Consider the following 19,420-nt stretch of genomic DNA (forward strand, 5'->3'; position numbering starts at 1 on the left):
TCACGCAATTTTTTCGGTCCGCGCTTCATTTGAGCCGTGATGATGAACTATTTCGGTCTTACGGACTTGATAAGCCTGCCGGTTTGATCAAGATCAGGCTTGAGGCGCCTTGCCGGAAGCGCCTTAACGAGGAGGCGTTTTATGGCAACAACATCGCATTACGGACCGTCGTCGTCGTCGCTTGAACGCGACGCACGACGCATTCACGACGACAAGCCGGTGTCACCGGGCAGCATCGCCATCGGCGTGGTGATCGGCCGCATGTCGGAATTCTTCGATTTCTTCGTCTACGGCCTCGCCTCGGTCCTGGTCTTTCCGCAACTCGTCTTTCCTTTCGCGCCCGAGAGGCTGACCGGCACGCTCTATTCCTTCGCCATCTTCTCGCTCGCTTTCCTCGCCCGTCCCGTCGGCTCCGTCGTCTTCATGACCATCGACCGGATGTATGGGCGCGGCACGAAGCTGACGATCGCGCTCTTCCTGCTCGGCGGCTCGACGGCCTCGATCGCCTTCCTGCCCGGTTACGCTGAGATCGGCGTCTGGTCGATCGCGCTGCTGGCGCTCTTCCGTCTCGGCCAGGGCTTCGCGCTCGGCGGCGCCTGGGACGGCCTGGCATCACTGCTCGCACTCAACGCGCCGGCCAATCACCGCGGTTGGTACGCGATGATCCCGCAGCTCGGCGCGCCGATCGGTTTTGCGCTGGCAAGCACGCTGTTCGGTTATTTCGTCGCCAATCTTTCCAGTGAGGATTTCCTCTCCTGGGGCTGGCGCTATCCCTTCTTCGTCGCCTTCGCGATCAATGTCGTGGCGCTGTTTGCGCGGCTGCGCCTGGTCATGACCAAGGAATTCGGCACGCTGCTCGAACAACATGAGCTGGAGGCTGCGCCGATCCTCGAGGTGCTGCGCGTCCATGGCCGCGACATCCTGATCGGCGCCTTCGTGCCGCTCGCGAGCTTCGCCATGTTCCACCTGGTGACCATCTTCCCGCTCGGCTGGATGAGCCTCTACGGCAACCAACCGATCGGCACCTTCATGGTGGTGCAGGTGGTCGGCGCCATGGTCGGCGTCGTCGCCATCATCGCCTCGGGCCTGATCGCCGACCGCATCGGGCGGCGCGCTCAGCTTGCCATCTGCGCCGTCATCATCGCCGTCTTCAGCTTTATCGGGCCGACCCTGATCGCATCCGGCAATAACGGCCACGATGCCTTCGTCATTATCGGCTTCGGCGTGCTCGGCCTGTCCTTCGGTCAGGCGACCGGTTCGATCTCGTCGCGTTTCGGCCGCGGCTACCGTTATACCGGCGCTGCCTTCACCTCGGACCTCGCCTGGCTGGTCGGCGCCGGCTTCGCACCGCTGGTGGCGCTCAGCCTCTCCAGCCGCTTCGGCCTGACCTTCGTCGGTTACTACCTTCTTTCCGGCGCCATCTGCACGCTCGCCGCACTGGCCTTCAGCAAGGCGCTGGAACAGCGCGAATAGATGGGCTGCACCTCGTGCGCCCGCCGAGACTTCTCCCCGCTCCGACGGGGAGAAGGATATGACTGGCGATTCTCTCGCAGCCGTTCTTGCTGATCTATCGCACTGCGCCTTCTGCAGCCGCAATGCGATGACCGCTGAAATCTTGATCTGAAATCTTATTGCGCCATCTGCGGCTGCTTCGCCGCCCGCGCCGCGGTCAGTTCCGCGGTGGTGTGGTTCAGGCGGTCGGCGAGCACGCGCATGATTTCGACGGCCATTTCGGGGAAGTCGCTGAGCAGCTTCAGGAAGTGTTCCTTGCTGATGCGCAGCACTTCCAGCGGCGAGGTGGCGCGCACCGTTGCCGTGCGCGAGACGTCGCAGAGGATGGCGATTTCGCCGACGATGGAATTGAGCTCGACGTCGGCGACCTTGATCTCGCCGGCCGGCGAGGAGACGATGATGTCGGCGCTGCCGGAGAGAATGACATAGGCGGCGTCGCCGACATCACCCTGATGGAAGAGATCCTGACCGGCCTTGTAGGTCATGCGGTCGGAGGTGAAGGCCAAAAGCTTGAGCTTTGCTGGCGCAATCCTTGAAAAGATCGGCACCCGTCGCAGCATTTCGACTTCGTCTCTCAACAGCATGAGCGTTTCAATCCCCTGGGCGCCAAGGTTCTTCGAACCAGACGCCTTAAATTCCCGGGCATTCCCTAGGGAACGCCTACCATCGCCGCTCCTATAGAATATTACGATAACAGTTCCTTGAACATACCGTTTTTCTCGGAAAGTTCCGGATAGTTCCCGGCCTCGGCCAGACCGCCGCGGTCGAAGAGCAGGATCCGGTCGAACATCTCGGCGAGCCGCGCATTGGAAAGCACCCAGATGATTGCCGGCCGCTCGCCTTCCTTATGCAGGTCTTCGATGATGTTGCGGGTGATCTGGTCCTGGACGCGCTGATCGAGTGCCGACAGCGGCCGGTTGAAGATAAAATAGTCCGAACGCTTCAGAAGCGCGCGGGCAAGGTTCAGCTTCTGCCGCTGCACCATGGTCAGCCGCTTGCCGCCCGAGCCGACGTCGAATTCCAGCCCGATCGACAGCACGTCATCATAAAGGTCGAGGGCGTCGAAGAGCTCGCCCATGACGGCGCGGATACGCTCGGAGGCGTCGGCCTGCTGATAGGCGATGCGGCCGAACAGCACATTGTCCATAAGGCTCGCCGACGGGGTGAAACGCTCGGCGTCGTAACGCTCGATCAGCTCGGCGAGATCGCCCGGAATATGCGCATGGAACTGTTTGCGGGCGCTGACGATCTTGTCCATCAGTTCGTTCGTCAACAGGCCGAAGCGGTGGCGCGGCTCGATATAGGCGAAACTCAGCCGGATGATCGCCGAACGCTCCTCCGGCGTGGCGTCCTCGAAGCGGCGGCTCTGCAGCTTCTGCAGCAATGCCTGATAGGTCGGAATGTCGTCCGCCGTCATGAAGGTCAGCTGCTGGAAGAAAGGATGGTCCGGCGGCAGGTCATGGAAGAGTTCGACGGCGTTTTCGGCGATCTCGAGGCCCATGGCGTAGAGATCGGTGCTGAGGCCCGTTTCGCGGAAGAGCTGCTGGAAATAGGGGTGCGCAGCCAGCCTGCGGTTGGTCATCAACGGCCGCTTCATCGTGCCGAACAGCAGGTTTTCGCCGACCGTCGCCTGGGCGTTGTAGGCATCGAAATCGAAAGGTACGACGATGCCGTCGAGCCCCTCGTCACGCAGCCGGTCCCGGAGCGAAGCGCGCAGCGCGACGACATGGTCGCTGACGGCGACATGCACGTCGGTGTTGACGGTCGAGCGCAGCGCCAGATCGAGAATGTCCTGCGAGATTAGCACCGCGTCGAGCACCGGCCGGATCGCTTTCAGAAGGTCTTCCGGCCCGCTGGCGCCGGCCGCCTGGTAATCCACCCAGTCGCTGTTGAGGTCGAGGGTCGGATTGCCGGCCTTCACGGCCTCGGCCGAATGCCATTTATATTCGAGCGCTTCCTTCTCGTCGTAGACGGGATCGGTCATCGGCGCGTGCTTGAGGCCGTAGAGCAGATTGCTGGCGAGCGAGCCATGGAAGAAGAAGGTGTCGGCCGAGGCATAGGAGATGCGCCGGCCGGTGATCGATTCCGGCATGCCCAAGAGGTCGCGTCCATCGATGGTGATGCGGCCGGAATCCGGCCAGATCATGCGGCCGAGCGCTTCGGCGAAGGCTTCCGCGCCGCTGCCGTTCGGGCCGACGATCGCCACCGTCTCATTCGGCTTGATTTCGACCGAGACGTGGTCGACGAGGCGGGCACCGCTGTCGTCGGAAAGCGTCAGGTTGGTGACGACGAGCGCGCTCGTCAGCGCCCCGACCGGGGCGGTGGCGAGTTCCTGGATCTGGCTGTCGATCAGCGGTTCGACGTTGAACTGTTCGTAGACCTGCTGGTATTTCACCTGCACGTCCTGGCGCATCTGGTCCCAGTCGATCAGTTCCTTCAGCGGCCCGGGCAGATCCTTGTAGGCCGATATGACGGCGACGAGCTGGCCGATGTCGAGACGGCCCTGCAATGCCAGATAGCCGCCAATCGCGTAAAACAGGAAAGGCGTGACCTGGGCGAGGAAGTTGTTGATGAACTTCACCAGGAATTTCCACTGGTAAAGGTCGTAACGGATCGAGAAGATGCGGCCGAGCCGCCAGGCGATGTCGGCACGTTCGAGATTGGAGGTGTCGTTGCCGTGGATCGTGCCGATGCCCTCGACGATTTCGCCGACGCGGCCGGAAAGCTCGCGCGCCGTCAGCTGCCGCTGGCGGCCGAGGTCCAAGAGGCGTTTCCGCATGCGCGGGATGACGACCGCCTGGACGCCGACGATGCCGGCGGCGATCATGCCGAGCCAGAAATTCTGCACGATGATGAAGGCAAGCGCGGTGATCGCCTGGCCGCCGAGAAGGGCGGGCGAAACGAAGGCATCGCCGGTGAAGCCGCCCATCGGCTCGACCTCGTCCTTGATCATCGTGGCGATCTCGGCCGATTTCACTCGCTTGAAATGAGCCGGTGGAAAACGCAGCACGCGGTCAATGAGCTCGAAGCGGATTCGCCGCAGCATGCGTTCGCCGAGCCGGCCCTTATAGGTGTTGATGTAGAATTTGAAGAGGCCGTTCAGCACCACCAGCGCCAGGAACACCAGGCTGAGGGCCATCAGCATCTGGAAACGGTTGAGCTCTACGCCTTGAAAGAATTCGACATGGCCGATCAGCGGAATGTCGTAGGCGATATGCATGAATCGCTGCGTTGCCCCGGGCCCTTCGAAGCCGTCACCCTGGATCGGTCCGTTGACGATCTGCTTCGGCAGGTCGAAGGACAGGAAGTAGGGGATCATCGAGGCCGCGACGACGGCCAGGATCCACAGCTGCTGCAGCCGCGTGTTCTTCCAGATGTAGCGGGCGAGGCTTTTTTCCATGGCTAACCGTCAGCTTGCAGGGAAAGTCCGGAGGCGCGGTCCGGGCGCCGGAACGGGGAGAATTTTGAGAACAGGACCATGCAGCCGGACCGCCGATATCGCAATGAAAACAAGGCGAAGGGAGCGGCTGCAGAAAGGCCGATTCTCGCCGGAACTCTGCTTATATCACAGGATTTTTGAATTAGGCGAGCGATTCGGCAATCATGGAGCGAATGATGCCGGCGGTCTTCTCCGCTCCGTCGAGATCGAGCAGGACCCTCCCGCGACGCGGTGCGGCGAGCGCCTTTTCGACGGCTTCCTTCACATGGCCCGGCGTCAGTCCCTCTTCCGGCAGGATATCGGCGAGGTCAAGTGCCTGCAGCCGTTCGGCGCGCACCGTCTGCTCGGTCTCGCCGCCGGCCACGAACGGGATCAGGATTGCCCGGCATTGACTGCGCAGGAGATCGCCGACCGTGTTGTAGCCAGCCTGCGAGATCGACACTTTGGCGCCGCGCAGCAGCGAGGGAAAATCCTTGCGGAAGCGCACCAGTGTCACATTCGCGGGCGCATCCTGCGACAGCGCGGCGAAATCGGCCTCCGGCAGGTTCGGCCCTGAGATCAGCAGCCAGCGAAGATCGGCCGGCAATAACGCCGCTGCCTCTTTTGCCGCGCCGATCAGCGCCGCGCCGACCGCGCCGCCGCCCACTGACGCGATGATGTCGAAGGTCTCGTCGGGTTCCGGCGCCGGCGGCGCGGCGACCAGGCCGGTATAACGTACCCTGTCGGCAATCTCTGCCGTCAGCGGGAAGGTGTTCTCGAGCCTGACGAAGCCGGGATCGCCGTGCACGAGCACCGCGTCGAAATGGTCTCTGACCAGGGCTGCGGTTTCCGCGTCGCGGCCGGCCTTGCGATTCTCCTGCAGGATGTCGCGTACCGAACTCAGCAGCTTCGGCCGCGGTTCGGCGGTTTCGATCGCCGCAAGCAAAGGCAGCAGTTCGAAGCGCATCTGCCGCCGGCCGAAAGGGAAGGCTTCGATGATGACGACATCGGGCCTTGCGGCATGAAAAGCCTCGAGCAGCAGGTCGCGGCGGGCATGGAGGAAGTCCTCGCCTACCGGCCGACCGTCGGCATCGGCGAGGCCGGAAAAGCCGGCATTGCTGGCGACGACCGCCGGCAGCGCCACGGTCTTGACGCCCTCGCCGGGAAAGCCCGGTACCGGCAGGCCGCCAGTCACGACAGTGACTTCGAAGCCGTCCTTGACGAGGGCATTGGCGATGCGGCTGGCGCGGGCGATGTGGCCGATGCCGAGCAGGTGCTGGACGTAGAAGAAGATGCGCGCTGCCGTCATGACGCTTTCTGCCATTCGGCCTCGAACAGGCCGCTGAGCTGTGTGATGCTGGAGTGATAGTCGAAATCGTCGCGCACCCGCCTTTCGGCGGCGTCGCCGAGGCGCCTGCGCAAGGCCGGGTCGCGGATCGCCGCCGTGAGTGCCTTAGCCAGCAGCGCTGGATCTTCCGGCGGCACGACGAGGCCGTTTTCGCCGTCCCTCAGAAGTTCCGGCACGCCGGAGACTTCGGTCGAAATGCAAACGAGCCGCTGGCTCGAGGCTTCCACAAGCACGTTCGGCAGGCCGTCGCGGTCGCCATTGGCGGCGATCCGGCAGGCGAGTGCGAAGAGGTCAGCGCGGCGATAGTGATCGAGCACGTCTTCCTGCGCCATGGCCCCTTTCCAGACGATGCGCTCGGAAAGGCCCAACTCGGCGGCGAGCGCCTTCAGCTTCGCCAGCGCCTCGCCGCCGCCGATATGCTCCATGCGCCAGTGCAGATTGGCGGGCAGCAGGGCCAGCGCGCGCAGCAGCACGTCGTAACCCTTCTTCTCGACGGCGCGGCCGACGCTCAAGATGAAGGCGGGATCGTTCGGATCATCGCCGGTCCGCTGCGAACGCTCGCCGGCAAAATGGTCGAAACGGGCTAGGTCCAGACCGTGGTAACTCAAGTGCACCGCATCCTTGCGGGATGTCAGCATGCGCATGTGCTCGTAGCCCGTCCGGGTGCAGGTGACAGTCCAGCGGGCGCTGTTCAGTTTTTCGGTGAGCTCCCAGTCGGGCGACGTCCATATGTCCTTGGCGTGCGCCGAACAGCTCCAGGGCGTGTCCGTCAGGATGCTTGCATATTCCGTCACCGAGGCCGGCGTGTGGATGAAATGGGCATGCAGCCACTCGCCTCCATCAGGCCACTCCCGCCCCAGCACCAGCGCCTGGCCGAGGCGGCGGAAGCGGTTGCGCGAGAGGTCGCGTGGCAGATCGGCCAGGAAGCGTTTGATCAGCGTCTTGAAGCCGGGTCTGGAGAAGCCGGCGACCAGGCCTTTCAGCACCCGGATCGGTTCCTCATGCAGATATTCCGGCAGATAGACGACGCGCGCCTTGATCTCGTCATGGACGGGATGGCGCTTCTTGTCGGTCGGCCGGCGCATCGAAATCAGCGTCAGGTCGAAGCCGGCCTTTTCCAGGCCGAGCAGCTCCTGGGCGATGAAGGTTTCCGAAAGGCGGGGATAGCCTTTCAGCACGACGAGAATCTTGCGGCGTGGCGGCAAGGCTGGTCCTATTCCGCGCCGACGAGGGCGAGGTGGCTGGCGCGGCCGTCGATCCACCGGCCGACGGTCTGCGAGATGTGGTCGAGCCCTTCGAGATGCATATTGCTGCCACTCTTCGACGGCGGCAGGCGGGAGGGCAGGCGCTTCAGCGCCTCGGCCATGATGGTGGGATCGACCGATTGTTCCGGGAGCAGCATGTCGACGAGGCCGAGCTCGCTGGCCCGCTTGGCGCGCAGCAGCTGTTCCTGGCGCGGTTTGACGCGCGGCACGATGAGGGCCGGCTTGTCGAAGGAGAGGATCTCGCAATAGGTGTTGTAGCCGCCCATGGCGACGACACCGGTGGCGCCGTCGATCAGCTCTTCCATATGGTTGTCGAACTCGATCACCTCGATATAGGGAATGGCTTCGCCCTTCTGCACCAGCTTGGCGCGCTCGGCCGCCGGCATATAGGGCCCGAGCACGACGAGCGCCTTCTGTGTCAGCGTCGGATCGGCCTCGTAGGCGTTCATCACGTCGTGGACGAGATCGGAGCCGTCGCCGCCGCCGCCTGTGGTGACCAGCAGGTAATTGTCCTTGCGGGCGTTGATCGAGGTCTTGCCCTTGGAAACGCTGCGCTGCAGGAAGCCGACGAAATCCATCTTCCGGCGCAGGCTGGCCGGCACGTCGAGACCGATCAGCGGGTCGTAAAAATCAGGCGGGCCGTAGACCCAAACGCTATCGTAATATTGGTCGATCTTGTGCATGATGCCGTTTCTTTTCCATTCGGCATCGAGCAGATGCGGCGCGTCCATAATCTCGCGCAGCCCAAGCACCAGCACGGTGCCGCGGGCCTTGAGATAGGCGAGGGTATCCTCGACCTCACCCTTCAGCCCCATCGGCTCCTTGTCGACGATGAAAATATCGGGCTGGAAGGTCTCGGCTGTGTGGCGAATGCTCGATTCGCGCATCTTCAGCGTCTCGTGCAGGTCGATGTGGCTGGCGAGCGACGTGTATTCGCCATTGCGCAGCTTGATGACGCTCGGGATTTTCACGAAGTCGACGCGGGCGCGGTAGTCGAACGCGCCGGCGATCGTCGCACCCGAAATGATCAGGATGTTGAGGCCGCGATAATCCTCGACCAGCGCATGGGCGATGGCGCGACAGCGGCGCAGATGGCCGAGGCCGAAGGTATCGTGACTGTACATGAGGATGCGTGCATCTTCGAGACGTCTGGCCATGGGTGTTCCCTCCGGGGTGAACAACATGAATTAGTACCCCCACCGTCCGGAGGCCATGAGGCGGGGGCGGTGCCGTGAGGCGCCGCCGGCTTTCCTGCTATTTGTAGGGATCTGCCGCATCACGCAAGCCGTCTCCCAGAAAGTTGAACGCCAAAATGACAAGAACAACAGGAATGATCGGAAAGAGCAGCCAAGGGTAGAAGGCGATGACGCTGACGCTTTTTGCTTCGGTCAGCAGAATGCCCCAGCTGGTGATCGGCGGGCGAAGGCCGAGGCCGAGGAAGGAAAGCGCGGTCTCGCCGAGGATCATGCCGGGGATCGAAATCGTCGCCGAGGCGATGAGATGCGACATGAAGCCCGGCACCAGATGCCGGCCGATGATGCGCGGCGTGCTGGCGCCCATCAGCTGTGCCGCCTGGACGTAATCCTCCTCGCGCAGCGCCAGCAGCTTCGAGCGCACGGCACGCGCTAGCCCCGTCCAGTCGATGATGCCGAGGATGACGGTGATGCCGAAATAGATGACGATCGGGCTCCAGGTCACCGGCATGATGGCGGCAAGCGCCATCCACAGCGGCAGGCTCGGCAGCGATTGCAGCACCTCGATCAGGCGCTGGACGATGAGATCGAAAACGCCGCCCCAATAGCCGGCAAGCCCGCCGATGACGATGCCGAGCACGAAACTGATCGCGATACCGATCAGGCCGATCGTCAGCGATATCCGCGCGCCGTAGAGGATGCGCGAGAGCACGTCGCGGCCGAGCCGGTCGGTGCCGAGCAGGAACATCTGGCCGCCGATTGCCGGGCAGACGAGATGATAGTTCGAGGCGACGAGGCCCCAGAATTTATAGGAATCGCCGCGGCAGAAGAAACGGATCGGCTGCACGTCGTTCGGCCGGTCGGTATACACACGGTGCAGCGTGTCGAGATCGAGCGTCATGGTGCGGCCGTAGACGAAGGGGCCGACGAACTCTCCCTTGTCGAAGAAATGGACGCGCTGCGGCGGCGCATGAATGAAATCGACATTGCGGGTGTGCAGGCCGTAGGGCGCCAGGAACTCGACGATCAGGATCATCAGGTAGACGGCGGCGAGAAAGATGCCGGAGACCAAGGCCAGCCTGTGCTGCTTGAACTTCCACCACATGAGATGCTTCTGCGAAGCGAGATGGATGCGCGATTGCGCCGCCATCATGGTTTCGGTCGCGAGCGGATCGAAAGGTGCCGTCGAGACGTAGTGCGGAAGCGGCGCGCCGGGTGCGGGAAGGGGCGACATTATTTGGTGCTCCTGCCTTGCAGACGGATGCGGGGATCGAGGAAGCCGAGGGCGATATCGGAAATCAGCACGCCGATGACGTTGAGGAAGGCGAGGAACATCAGGAAGGAGCCGGCGAGATACATATCCTGGCTCTGCAGCGCCTTGATCAGCATCGGCCCGGTCGTTTCCAGCGACAGCACGATGGCGACGATCTCCGCACCCGAGATGATCGACGGCAGGATCGAGCCGATATCGGCGACGAAGAAGTTGAGCGCCATGCGTAGCGGATATTTGACCAGCGCCCGCATCGGATGCAGGCCCTTGGCGCGTGCCGTCGTCACATATTGCTTCTGCATCTCGTCGAGCAGGTTGGCGCGTAAGCGACGGATCATGCCGGCGGTACCCGCCGTGCCGACGATGATCACGGGAATCCACAGGTGGGAGAGGATCGAGCGCGCCTTCTCCCAGCTCATCGGCGCCGAGATATATTGCTGGTCCATCAGATGGCCGATCGAGATGCCGAACCAGATATTGGCGAAATACATCAGGATCAGCGCCAGCATGAAGTTCGGGATGGCGATGCCGAGCAGGCCGAGGAAGGTCAGGCCGTAATCACTCCAGCTGTACTGGTGCGTGGCCGAATAGATGCCGATCGGGAAGGCGATCAGCCAAGTGAGCAGGATCGTCGTGAAGGAGACGAGGATGGTCAGCCACAGGCGGTCGCCGACGACGTCGGACACCGGCAGCTGATATTCGAAGGAATAGCCGAAATCGCCGTGCAGCATGCCGCCGACCCAGTAGAAATAACGCACGATCTCCGGCTTGTCGAAGCCGTATTGCTGGCGCATCTCCTCGATTTCCTGGAGATTGGCGGTCTCGCCGGAGGCGCGCAGCTCGGCGATCTGGCTCTCGAAGAAGTCGCCGGGCGGCAGTTCGATGATGGTGAAAACCAGCGCCGAAATGACGAAGAGCGTCGGTACCATGGCGGCAATGCGCCAGAGAATGTATCTGAGCACGCCTCAGGCCTCCTTGTACCAGAATGCATCCGGCATGTAGATGCCGAGATAGGAGGTGGGATCGAAGCCGTATAGGGCTTTTTCCGGCAGGTTCTGCAGCTTGGCGGCGCGAAGGATCGGCTGCAGCGTGCTGTTGATCAGGCCGATCGAAAACACCTGCTGCGTATAGAGCGACAGCATCCTGTGCCAGATCGCCTGGCGCTCCTCGAACTTCGCCGTCGAGCCCCATTGTTTGAGCAGATCGATCAGTTCGGCCGCCTCCGGCAGGTCAGGCGCCACACCCTCCTGACCAGCGGAGAGATAGTGCATGCCCCAGAGCGGCCATTGCAGCTGATCGTCGAGCGTCGGCGCCAGGCCCGAGGGCGACATGTCGGCTGTCGGCACGCCATTGTCGAGGCCGTACCAGATCGACATCATGATCGTGCCGCTCATGGCGCGGTTGCGAAAGACGTCGCGCTGCGAGGTGCGGGTATAGAGCGCGAGGCCGATATTGGCCCAATGATCGTGCACCAGCTCCAGTACGTCGGTATCGAGGTTGCTTTCGCCGGCGGTCTCGACGGTGATCTCGGCGCGCCGGCCGTCCGGCAGCAGCCTGATGCCGTCGTCGCCGTGCCTAGTCAGGCCGAGTTCGTCGAGCAGGCGGTTGGCCTCGTCGGGATCGAAATTGACGAAGGCGTCGGCATATTCCTGCTTGAACAGCGGGCTGTCGGGCAGCACTGTATCGGCGCTCGGCGTGCCCAGGCCGTAGAAGGCGACCATGTTGATCTCGTGCCGGTCGATCGCTAAGGACAGCGCCCGGCGCAGGCGAACGTCGCGGAACAGGCCGCGCCACACCTCGTCGGCGCAGTTGAGGTTCGGCAAGAGCGTGATGCGCGAGCCGCGCGCCACCTTCCAGAGATTGACCTTCACCGGAAAGCGCTTTTCGGCCTCCTTCAGGAAGGTGTAGTCGTTGAAATCGATGCCGGTTGCCTGCAGATCGGCTTCGCCCGCGCCCGCCTTGGCGGCGATGATCGACGAGGAGGAGACGTTGAGGACGAAACGGTCGAGATAGGGCAGCTGCCGGCCGGTCTCGTCGACCCGGTGAAAGAACGGGTTGCGCTCGAAGACGAACTGGTCGGCCGGCAGCGCCGTCGTGTTGCGCCAGGGGTCGAGCGTCGGCAGGTTTGGATTTTCCGGCCGGTAGGAACGCGCCATCTTGATGTGCAGATCCTGCCACTTCTTGACGCGGCTCGTCTTCATCATCTGTTCCATCTTCCCCTCATCGGGCTGGAACTTCTTATGGAACTGCTTGAGGTAATGCGCCGGCCCGAAGATGACGAGCGGCTGGGGACCTGCCAAGCTCGGCAGGAACATCGGATTGGGTTTTTCCCACGTATAGCGCACCGTCAGCGGATCGAGCATCTCGAAGCGCGGCAGGCTGCCGTGCGGGCGAAGCTCGAGCGCGCCGCCGCCCGGTGTCAGCTTGTCGTTCAGGATGACGTCTTCCCACCAATAGCGGAAATCGTCGGCGGTGAACGGCTCTCCGTCGGACCATTTATGGCCTTCGCGCAGCATGAAGGTGAAGACCTTCTCGTCCTCGGCGTAGAAATCGGCGAGGATGTCCGGCTGGAACTGCAGGTGCTTGTTGTAGCCGATCAGGCGGGAATAGCCGTAGATCGTCATGAAGCGGATGTCGCGCTGGCTGCCGATGATGGTGCGCACCGTGCCGCCATAGGCGCCGGGTTCGAGTCCCATCTCCTTCAGATTGACGATGCGCGGACGGGCGGGAATGCGCTCAGCCATGGCAGGCAGGCTGCCTGCGGCCAGCCGCTCCTTGAGGAATTCCGGCTCGACTGCCTGCTCGGCGCGAAGCACCGTCGGTGCGATCGCAGCACCGACAAGGCCGCCGAGAAAGGTGCGACGCGTCACCATCCGCGCAACTCCTTGGCATCGGCGCCCTTGCGGGCGCGCACCAGATGACCGTCGCCGAGATCGGCATAGGCAAGCTCGGAAGCGTCGTCATGCTCTGCGGTGAAGGTCACGCCCCAATTCTGCTTGTCGGCGGCGCCGTTTTCCCTGAGCGCCTTGAAATCGAGCGGCCGGTCGAGATCGGGAAAGGGGACGGCGGCGAGCAGCGATTTCGTATAGGGATGCACCGGATCGCGCAGGATGATTTCGCGCGGCGCGATCTCGACGATGCGCCCCTTGCACATCACCGCGATGCGATCGGCCATGTAATCGACGACGGCGAGGTTGTGCGAGATGAAGAGATAGGTGAGCCCCAGCTCTTTCTGCAGATCCTTCAGGAGGTTGAGGATCTGCGCCTGGACGGAGACGTCAAGCGCCGAGACCGGCTCGTCGAGGATGACGAGTTTCGGCCCGAGGGCAAGCGCGCGGGCAATGCCGATGCGCTGGCGCTGGCCGCCGGAGAAGCTGTGCGGGTAACGGCTGAGGTAGCGCTTGTCGAGACCGATCGCTGCCATCAGACCTTCGACCTTGCGTTTGCGTTCATCGCCGTCGCCGCGGTCGTGGATCTCCAGCGGTTCACTCAGAATGTTGCGCACCGTCATGCGCGGCGACAGCGAGGAGACCGGATCCTGGAACACCATCTGGATCTTGGTGCGCATATCCTGCAGTGCCTCGCCGCGCACGGAAAGCACGTCGATCACATCTTTGCCGTCGTTGAACACCACCGCGCCGCTGTCCGGCGTGATGGCGCGCATCAGTATCTTGCTGAGCGTCGTCTTGCCGCAGCCGGATTCGCCGACCAGGCCAAGACATTCGCCGCGGCGGATATCGAAGCTGACATCGTCGACGGCGCGCAGCACGGTGGCCTCGTGCTTGCCGAGAAAGCTGCGCCTGCGCGTCTTGTAGGTCTTCGACAGATTGGTGACGGACAGCAGCGTGCCGGGCGTCTCCGCCTGCAGCGGCTTCTTCTTGCCGACCAGAGTCTCGAGATTGACCGGCACATCGCGCAGCGCCTTCAGCCGCTCGCCGGGTTTCATGTCGAAATGCGGAACGGCGGCCATCAGCGCCTTGAGATACGGGTGCTGCGGATTGCGGAAGATCGCCTCAACCGGCCCGGCTTCCATGATCTCGCCGTGATAGATGACGACCACCTCGTCGGCCATGTTGGCGACGATGCCGAGATCGTGGGTGATGAGCAGCATCGCCATGCCGAGCTTGGCCTGCAGCTCGCGCAGCAATTCCAGGATCTGCGCCTGGATCGTCACGTCGAGGGCCGTCGTCGGCTCGTCGGCGATCAGCAGCGCCGGCTTGCAGATCAGCGCCATGGCGATCATCGCGCGCTGGCGCATGCCGCCGGACAATTCGAACGGATACATGTCGTAGGTGCGGTGCGGATTGGAGAAGCCGACGAGGCCGAGCATTTCCTCGGTCTTCTCACGCGCCTCCTGCTTGTCGGCTTCGGTATGGATCAAAAGCGCTTCGCTGATCTGGTTGCCGACCGTGTGCAGCGGCGAGAGCGAGGTCATCGGCTCCTGGAAGATCGTCGCCATGCGCCGGCCGCGCAGGTCGCGCATTTCCTCGCTGTCGCGCGACAAGGAGAGGATATCGGTCGTGCTGCCGTCGAGCGGATCGGTGAAGAGGATGCTGCCCGATGCCTTGGCCGGATTGGGCAGGATGCCCATGATCGCCTGGCTGATCACCGATTTGCCCGAGCCGGATTCACCGACGAGAGCGGTGACCTTGCCCGGAAGGATGCGGAGATTGGCTTCCTTTACGACACGCAGGCGGTCGCCGAAAACGGAGAAGGAGACGTCGAGATTCTCAATACGCAACAAATCGGCAGCGGACGCCATACCAATGAAATTCCCCAGTCTTCTATGTTCCCTTTAAGGCACACTATCGTACCGCAAACGGGGTGTCTAGCTGATGACAATCAAGGGGATATCGCCGCCTTTCGCCGTGGTCGTCCGGACGAAACACGCAGTTTTATCGGTGCCGGCCTGGCGTTTTACTGGATGAACTTCTCCATGCTGGTGCGCTTGACCTGTTTTTTGGCGTCCCGGTGCAGCAGAATGACCTGCTCGGCTTCGGAAAGTCCGTTCTGCACGGCCTCGCGGAAATGTTCGTCGACAAGGATCTCCGGGGCCGGCGCGCGCGGCTGCAGCACCGTCACCTTCTGGCGGATGCCGCGCAGCTTCTCTTCGCCGAGCCGCGTCCACTCGCCGCCGCAATAACCGGCGAAGGCTTGGCTGGCGACAACCTCGCGACCGTATTTCTTGGTCAGGATCTGCAGACGCTGCACCTCGTTGACCGCCGATCCGAAGGCGGAGAAGGTCAGGCGGTCTTTCAGGCCGACATTGCCGAACATGACGTTGCCGACATGCAGGCCGATGCCGTAGCCGATCTTGCTGAGACCCTTCTGCTGGCGATCGCTATTGAGTTCGGCGACCCGCGCCTGTGCCTGGTGGACGGCCGAAAGTGCTGCCTCGCAGGCAATTTTCGACGGGTCCTTGTGGCGCCCGCAGGGATAGACGGCGAGGAAACCGTCGCCGAGGAAGCTCAATATTTCGCCGCCATTACGGTTGAAGGGGGCGGCGATCGCGTCGAAGAACTGGTTCAGCGTGTCGATATAGGCCTGGCGGCCCTCCTTTTCGGCATATATGGTGGATTCGCGCATGTCGCCCATGACGAGGGCCGCACGAATCGTCTCGCCGTCGCCGCGGCGGATCTGGCCGTTCAGCACCCGCTTGCCGGCGTCGCCGCCGAGATAGGTGGTCAGCATATTGTTGGCGAGCTTGCCGAGCACGGCCATCTTGGCGGCGACCGCCAGATGGTTCTGCATTCGCAGCAGCGCATCGATCATGTCGTCGGAAAAGCCGTTATTGTGGTCGGTCGACCACGAGCCCATCATGCCCTGCACGGAGCCGTCGCCGAAGGGCTGCACGAAGGCAAGGTAGTCGGTGATCTTGTCCTTGCGCAGATCCTCGAAGATCGGGAATTCGGCCGGCCCTTCCTGCGACAGCCGGCGGCGGATGTGCTGCAGGTTGTTGTCGAGCAGGTAATAATAGGGGCTCTGCAGGAAGCGGTCCGGCTTCTGCCCGGCCGGCATGCGGAAGCCTTCGATGGTCACGCCGCTGGCGCGCCGCCAGGTGAAGCTCAGCGCATCGTAGAGCGGATGCAGCATCGAGAACGTCAGGTGCACGCGGGCGATCGGCAGGCCGGCGGAGGCAAGCCTTTCGCAGAAGCCGCGCACGATGTTTTCGAGGTCATCGCCTGCCAGCGAGGAATTCGTCAGCCATTCGGCGACCCGGTCCAACAGGATGGAGGACACGCTGGATTCGATCGTGCTCATTCTCGGTATGATCCTCATAAGGCACGCCATCCCCAAGAGGCAAAAATCCCTCGGCCGGCACATTTCATGAGCAGGTCGCAGGGAAATCAGGATGTACGAGCGGTATTATTGTGTCAACGATCTGCCTAAAAGCCCGGCAGCGGCGCGCCTCAGCTCCCCTAACGGGGGGCCGGACGGGTGGTCCTTTCACGGTGGTTCATTATCAAAAGTCCAAATAGGGATGCTGCATATGCGAAACAATGGGAGCGAGATTCTTTTGTGCTCCAAAGTTGCATCGGGTGACCCGGCCGGGACATTTCGGCCACACCTGGTTAAGTAGTTTTGGGCATCAATGTTCATCCCATAATCGACATATGTCGATGAGCCGGCCCCTCATCCGACTACCGGCACTTTCTCCCCGCAGGCGGGGCGAAGGGGCAAGCGGCGAGATTTCCGTCCCCATAGACCTTTCGCAGGGCACGTTCCCTCTCCCGGTCAGAACGGGGAGAGGGCTAGGGTGAGGCGCAACCTTTGGGTTCGAATCGGACAGCAATGCCGCCCACGAGAAGAGGAGCACCCGCTCCCGGGTTTAATTCGCCGCGATCATGCATTAGATCAGCTTCCTGAATTCCCCTTTGAAAGATCCCGCCTTGGCCACCTCCACCTTCGATACGCTGTTGCAGAAAATCGAAACCCGCGCGGCGCGCGCCGGCGTCATCGGGCTCGGCTATGTCGGCCTGCCGTTGGCGATTGCCGTGGCGCGCAGCGGTTTTGCGGTCACCGGCTTCGACATCGACCCTTCCAAGATGGTGGCGCTCGAGGCCCGCCGCTCCTATATCGACGCCGTCAGCGACGCAGCCCTTGCCGCCGAGATCGATGCGGGCCGTTTCGAGGCGACTGCCGATTTCGCCGGGCTGGCCGCCTGCGACGTCATCATCATCTGCGTGCCGACGCCGCTCACCAAACATCGTGATCCCGACCTGTCGTTCGTCGAGGCGACGTCGCGCTCGATCGCCCAGCATCTCCGCCCCGGTCAGCTCGTCGTGCTGGAATCGACCACCTATCCCGGCACCACCGACGATATCGTCAAGGTCATTCTCGAAGGCACCGGGTTGAGAGCCGGCGCGGATTTCTACGTCGGCTTTTCGCCGGAGCGCGAGGATCCCGGCAACCAGCATTATCACACCGCCACCATTCCGAAGGTCGTCGCCGGCGACGGGCCGGAGGCGCTGTCGCTGATGAAGGCGTTTTATGGTGCGGCGGTATCGACGGTCGTGCCTGTTTCCTCGAATGCGACGGCCGAGGCGGTGAAGCTCACCGAAAACATCTTCCGTTCGGTCAACATCGCCCTCGTCAACGAGTTGAAGACCGTCTATGCGGCGATGGGCATCGATGTCTGGGAGGTAATCGAGGCGGCCAAGACCAAGCCCTTCGGCTACATGCCCTTCTATCCCGGCCCCGGCCTCGGCGGCCACTGCATCCCGATTGATCCTTTCTACCTCACCTGGAAATCGCGCGAATACGAGCTGCCGACCCGCTTCATCGAGCTTGCCGGCGAGATCAATTCGGCGATGCCGCGTTATGTCATCGGAAAGCTCGCCGAATCGCTCGACACCCGTGCCGGCAAGGCCCTGAGCCGCAGCCGCGTGTTGGTGCTCGGGCTCGCCTACAAGAAGAACGTCGCCGATATCAGAGAGAGCCCGTCGCTGCGGCTGATCGAAATCATCGAGGAACGCGGCGGACGGGCCGACTATCACGATCCCTTCGTCGCCGAGATCCCGCCAACGCGCGAACACCAGGCGCTGAAGGGCCGCCGGTCAGTGGCGCTGACGCCGGACGCCATTTCCGAATACGATGCGGTGCTGGTAGCAACCGACCATGACAGCGTGGATTATGCGGCGATCGCGAAAAGTGCGGCGCTGATCATCGACACCCGCAACGTCTTCAACCGGCTCGGCCTTTCGGCCGATCACGTCATCAAGGCGTGACGGCAACGCCGGAAAGCGCCTTGCCGGTCATCTGGCTCGCGGCCACCGCATAACCGCCCGATGCGCCGTCGATGAAATGCATATGGTCGCGCGAAATCGGCGTCGGCACGAAGCAGGTCATCAGCGCCGAGGCCTGCCGATGCAGGCCATAGCGGGCGATGCCCTTTGCCCGCGCTGCCTCCAGCAGCGTCTCGATGCGTTTCAGGTGCTCGGCATCGACATCGACCGTCATCTTCAGCCCGTCGTCGAACTTACGGAAATCGGAATTGCCGGCGACGTCGCGCTTGTAGCGGCGGGCATCGAACCTGCCGAGCGGAATGCCTAGCTTGTAGCAGACGACGACGATGGCGAGCTGCAGCAAGATGAAGAGCTTTTGCCGCAGGCGCCGGCCGGCCGGCGCTGTGGCCTTGGCCTCGCGATTGATGCCGTACAGCGAGAAGGCGAAGTCCGGGCCGCCGGCTGGCACCGGATGGCTGCCGCGGTTCTGTTCGCCGGTGATGGCGACGATACCGTTGACGAGGTCGCGGAATTCCTCGCCCGGCCGGCCTTCGCCGGGAACCGCGATGATCGAGACGATCTCGCCGTTCTGCGCGTCGATCGGGCTCCAGCGGCAGGAGAGGCCGGTGAGATCCGGCCGAGTACCGGGCGCAGCGCGCTCGACCCCGTAACGGCCCTGCTTCATCTGCCGTTCCGCCCAGCTGGTGCCGCCGCCCCAGAACATCGCATAGGTGACATAGGGGCTTGCCGAGTAACGCGCGACGCGTACGTCGAGCCCCTCGGCGCGGGTGTCGGCGACCGGAACGATGGCGACGCGCAGCATCAGGCCGAGATCCTCCTCGACCCAGATCTGCACGGCGGCAAGCGCTTCGCGGGCTGTTTGCTCGAGCGCGCCCGGCAGCGCGATCAGCGCGCCGTCGCCGCCGAAGACGAAGGGATAGTCGCCCTTGCCGACGGCGTTCAACACCGCCGAAATGACGCTGGCGCCCGCCATGTTGACGTCCTTGTAACGGCCGCCGGCGATCGCCTGCGTCGAGCCGACGATATCGGCAAGCGCCAGCACCCATCCGTCGGGCAGCGGCCGGTAGTTGGCGGGATCCGTCACGCCCTCGAAGGCGCTGAAGAGCGGCACGGCGGCAAAGAATTCTTCGTCGTTCACGGTTTCCATGTCATTGATCCTAGCACAGAC

13 protein-coding genes are annotated in these 19,420 nt (G+C 63.0%); 2 read left to right on the forward strand and 11 right to left on the reverse strand.

What is annotated here, in order from left to right:
• The first annotated feature begins 141 nt into the window (after positions 1 to 141).
• Positions 142 to 1,473, forward strand: coding sequence for an MFS transporter (locus PYR71_RS06470; RefSeq protein WP_275618682.1), 1,332 nt, complete (start codon positions 142 to 144; stop codon positions 1,471 to 1,473).
• 155 nt (positions 1,474 to 1,628) lie between these two features.
• Here PYR71_RS06470 and PYR71_RS06475 read toward each other — a convergent pair whose 3' ends face one another.
• The 10 genes from PYR71_RS06475 to PYR71_RS06520 form a co-directional block, all read right to left on the reverse strand.
• Positions 1,629 to 2,096 carry a cyclic nucleotide-binding domain-containing protein gene (locus tag PYR71_RS06475; RefSeq protein WP_004679746.1) on the reverse strand — a complete coding sequence of 156 codons (468 nt, stop codon included), beginning with the start codon at positions 2,094 to 2,096 and terminating at the stop codon, positions 1,629 to 1,631.
• 101 nt (positions 2,097 to 2,197) lie between these two features.
• A complete protein-coding gene (locus PYR71_RS06480) occupies positions 2,198 to 4,912 on the reverse strand; it encodes an ABC transporter ATP-binding protein (protein ID WP_275618683.1) in 2,715 nt (904 codons plus the stop codon).
• 181 nt (positions 4,913 to 5,093) lie between these two features.
• Positions 5,094 to 6,254, reverse strand: a complete 1,161-nt coding sequence (locus PYR71_RS06485) for a glycosyltransferase family protein (protein ID WP_275618684.1) — start codon at positions 6,252 to 6,254, stop codon at positions 5,094 to 5,096.
• On the reverse strand, positions 6,236 to 7,483 hold the full coding sequence (locus tag PYR71_RS06490; protein ID WP_275618685.1) for a glycosyltransferase family 4 protein: 1,248 nt from the start codon (positions 7,481 to 7,483) through the stop codon (positions 6,236 to 6,238). The genes PYR71_RS06485 and PYR71_RS06490 overlap by 19 nt, the downstream gene beginning before the upstream one ends.
• Positions 7,484 to 7,491: 8 nt before the next feature.
• Positions 7,492 to 8,700, reverse strand: a complete 1,209-nt coding sequence (locus PYR71_RS06495) for a glycosyltransferase family protein (protein ID WP_275618686.1) — start codon at positions 8,698 to 8,700, stop codon at positions 7,492 to 7,494.
• A 97-nt stretch (positions 8,701 to 8,797) separates the two neighbouring features.
• Complete coding sequence (locus PYR71_RS06500; RefSeq protein ID WP_275618687.1) at positions 8,798 to 9,970, reverse strand: ABC transporter permease; 1,173 nt, start codon at positions 9,968 to 9,970, stop codon at positions 8,798 to 8,800.
• Positions 9,970 to 10,968, reverse strand: a complete 999-nt coding sequence (locus PYR71_RS06505) for an ABC transporter permease (protein WP_183919004.1) — start codon at positions 10,966 to 10,968, stop codon at positions 9,970 to 9,972. Before PYR71_RS06505 ends, PYR71_RS06500 begins: the two co-directional genes overlap by 1 nt.
• Before the next feature lie 3 nt (positions 10,969 to 10,971).
• Entirely contained in the window at positions 10,972 to 12,879 is a 1,908-nt protein-coding gene (locus PYR71_RS06510) for an ABC transporter substrate-binding protein (protein WP_275618688.1), read from the reverse strand.
• Positions 12,873 to 14,768 carry an ABC transporter ATP-binding protein gene (locus PYR71_RS06515; protein WP_275618689.1) on the reverse strand — a complete coding sequence of 632 codons (1,896 nt, stop codon included), beginning with the start codon at positions 14,766 to 14,768 and terminating at the stop codon, positions 12,873 to 12,875. Before PYR71_RS06515 ends, PYR71_RS06510 begins: the two co-directional genes overlap by 7 nt.
• A gap of 155 nt (positions 14,769 to 14,923) precedes the next feature.
• A complete protein-coding gene (locus tag PYR71_RS06520) occupies positions 14,924 to 16,267 on the reverse strand; it encodes an adenylate/guanylate cyclase domain-containing protein (protein WP_275618690.1) in 1,344 nt (447 codons plus the stop codon).
• 629 nt (positions 16,268 to 16,896) lie between these two features.
• On the opposite strand from PYR71_RS06520, the gene PYR71_RS06525 reads away from it, so the two are divergent.
• Positions 16,897 to 18,234, forward strand: a complete 1,338-nt coding sequence (locus PYR71_RS06525) for a nucleotide sugar dehydrogenase (protein ID WP_275618691.1) — start codon at positions 16,897 to 16,899, stop codon at positions 18,232 to 18,234.
• On the opposite strand, the gene PYR71_RS06530 is transcribed toward PYR71_RS06525, so the two are convergent.
• The gene (locus PYR71_RS06530) at positions 18,224 to 19,399 is read right to left on the reverse strand and encodes a DUF3095 domain-containing protein (protein WP_275618692.1); all 1,176 of its coding nucleotides are present in this window, start codon (positions 19,397 to 19,399) and stop codon (positions 18,224 to 18,226) included. The genes PYR71_RS06525 and PYR71_RS06530 overlap by 11 nt on opposite strands.
• Positions 19,400 to 19,420: the final 21 nt, after the last annotated feature.

Origin of the sequence: Rhizobium mulingense, assembly GCF_029194105.1 — a bacterium.
Taxonomy (GTDB): Bacteria; Pseudomonadota; Alphaproteobacteria; order Rhizobiales; family Rhizobiaceae; genus Rhizobium; species Rhizobium mulingense.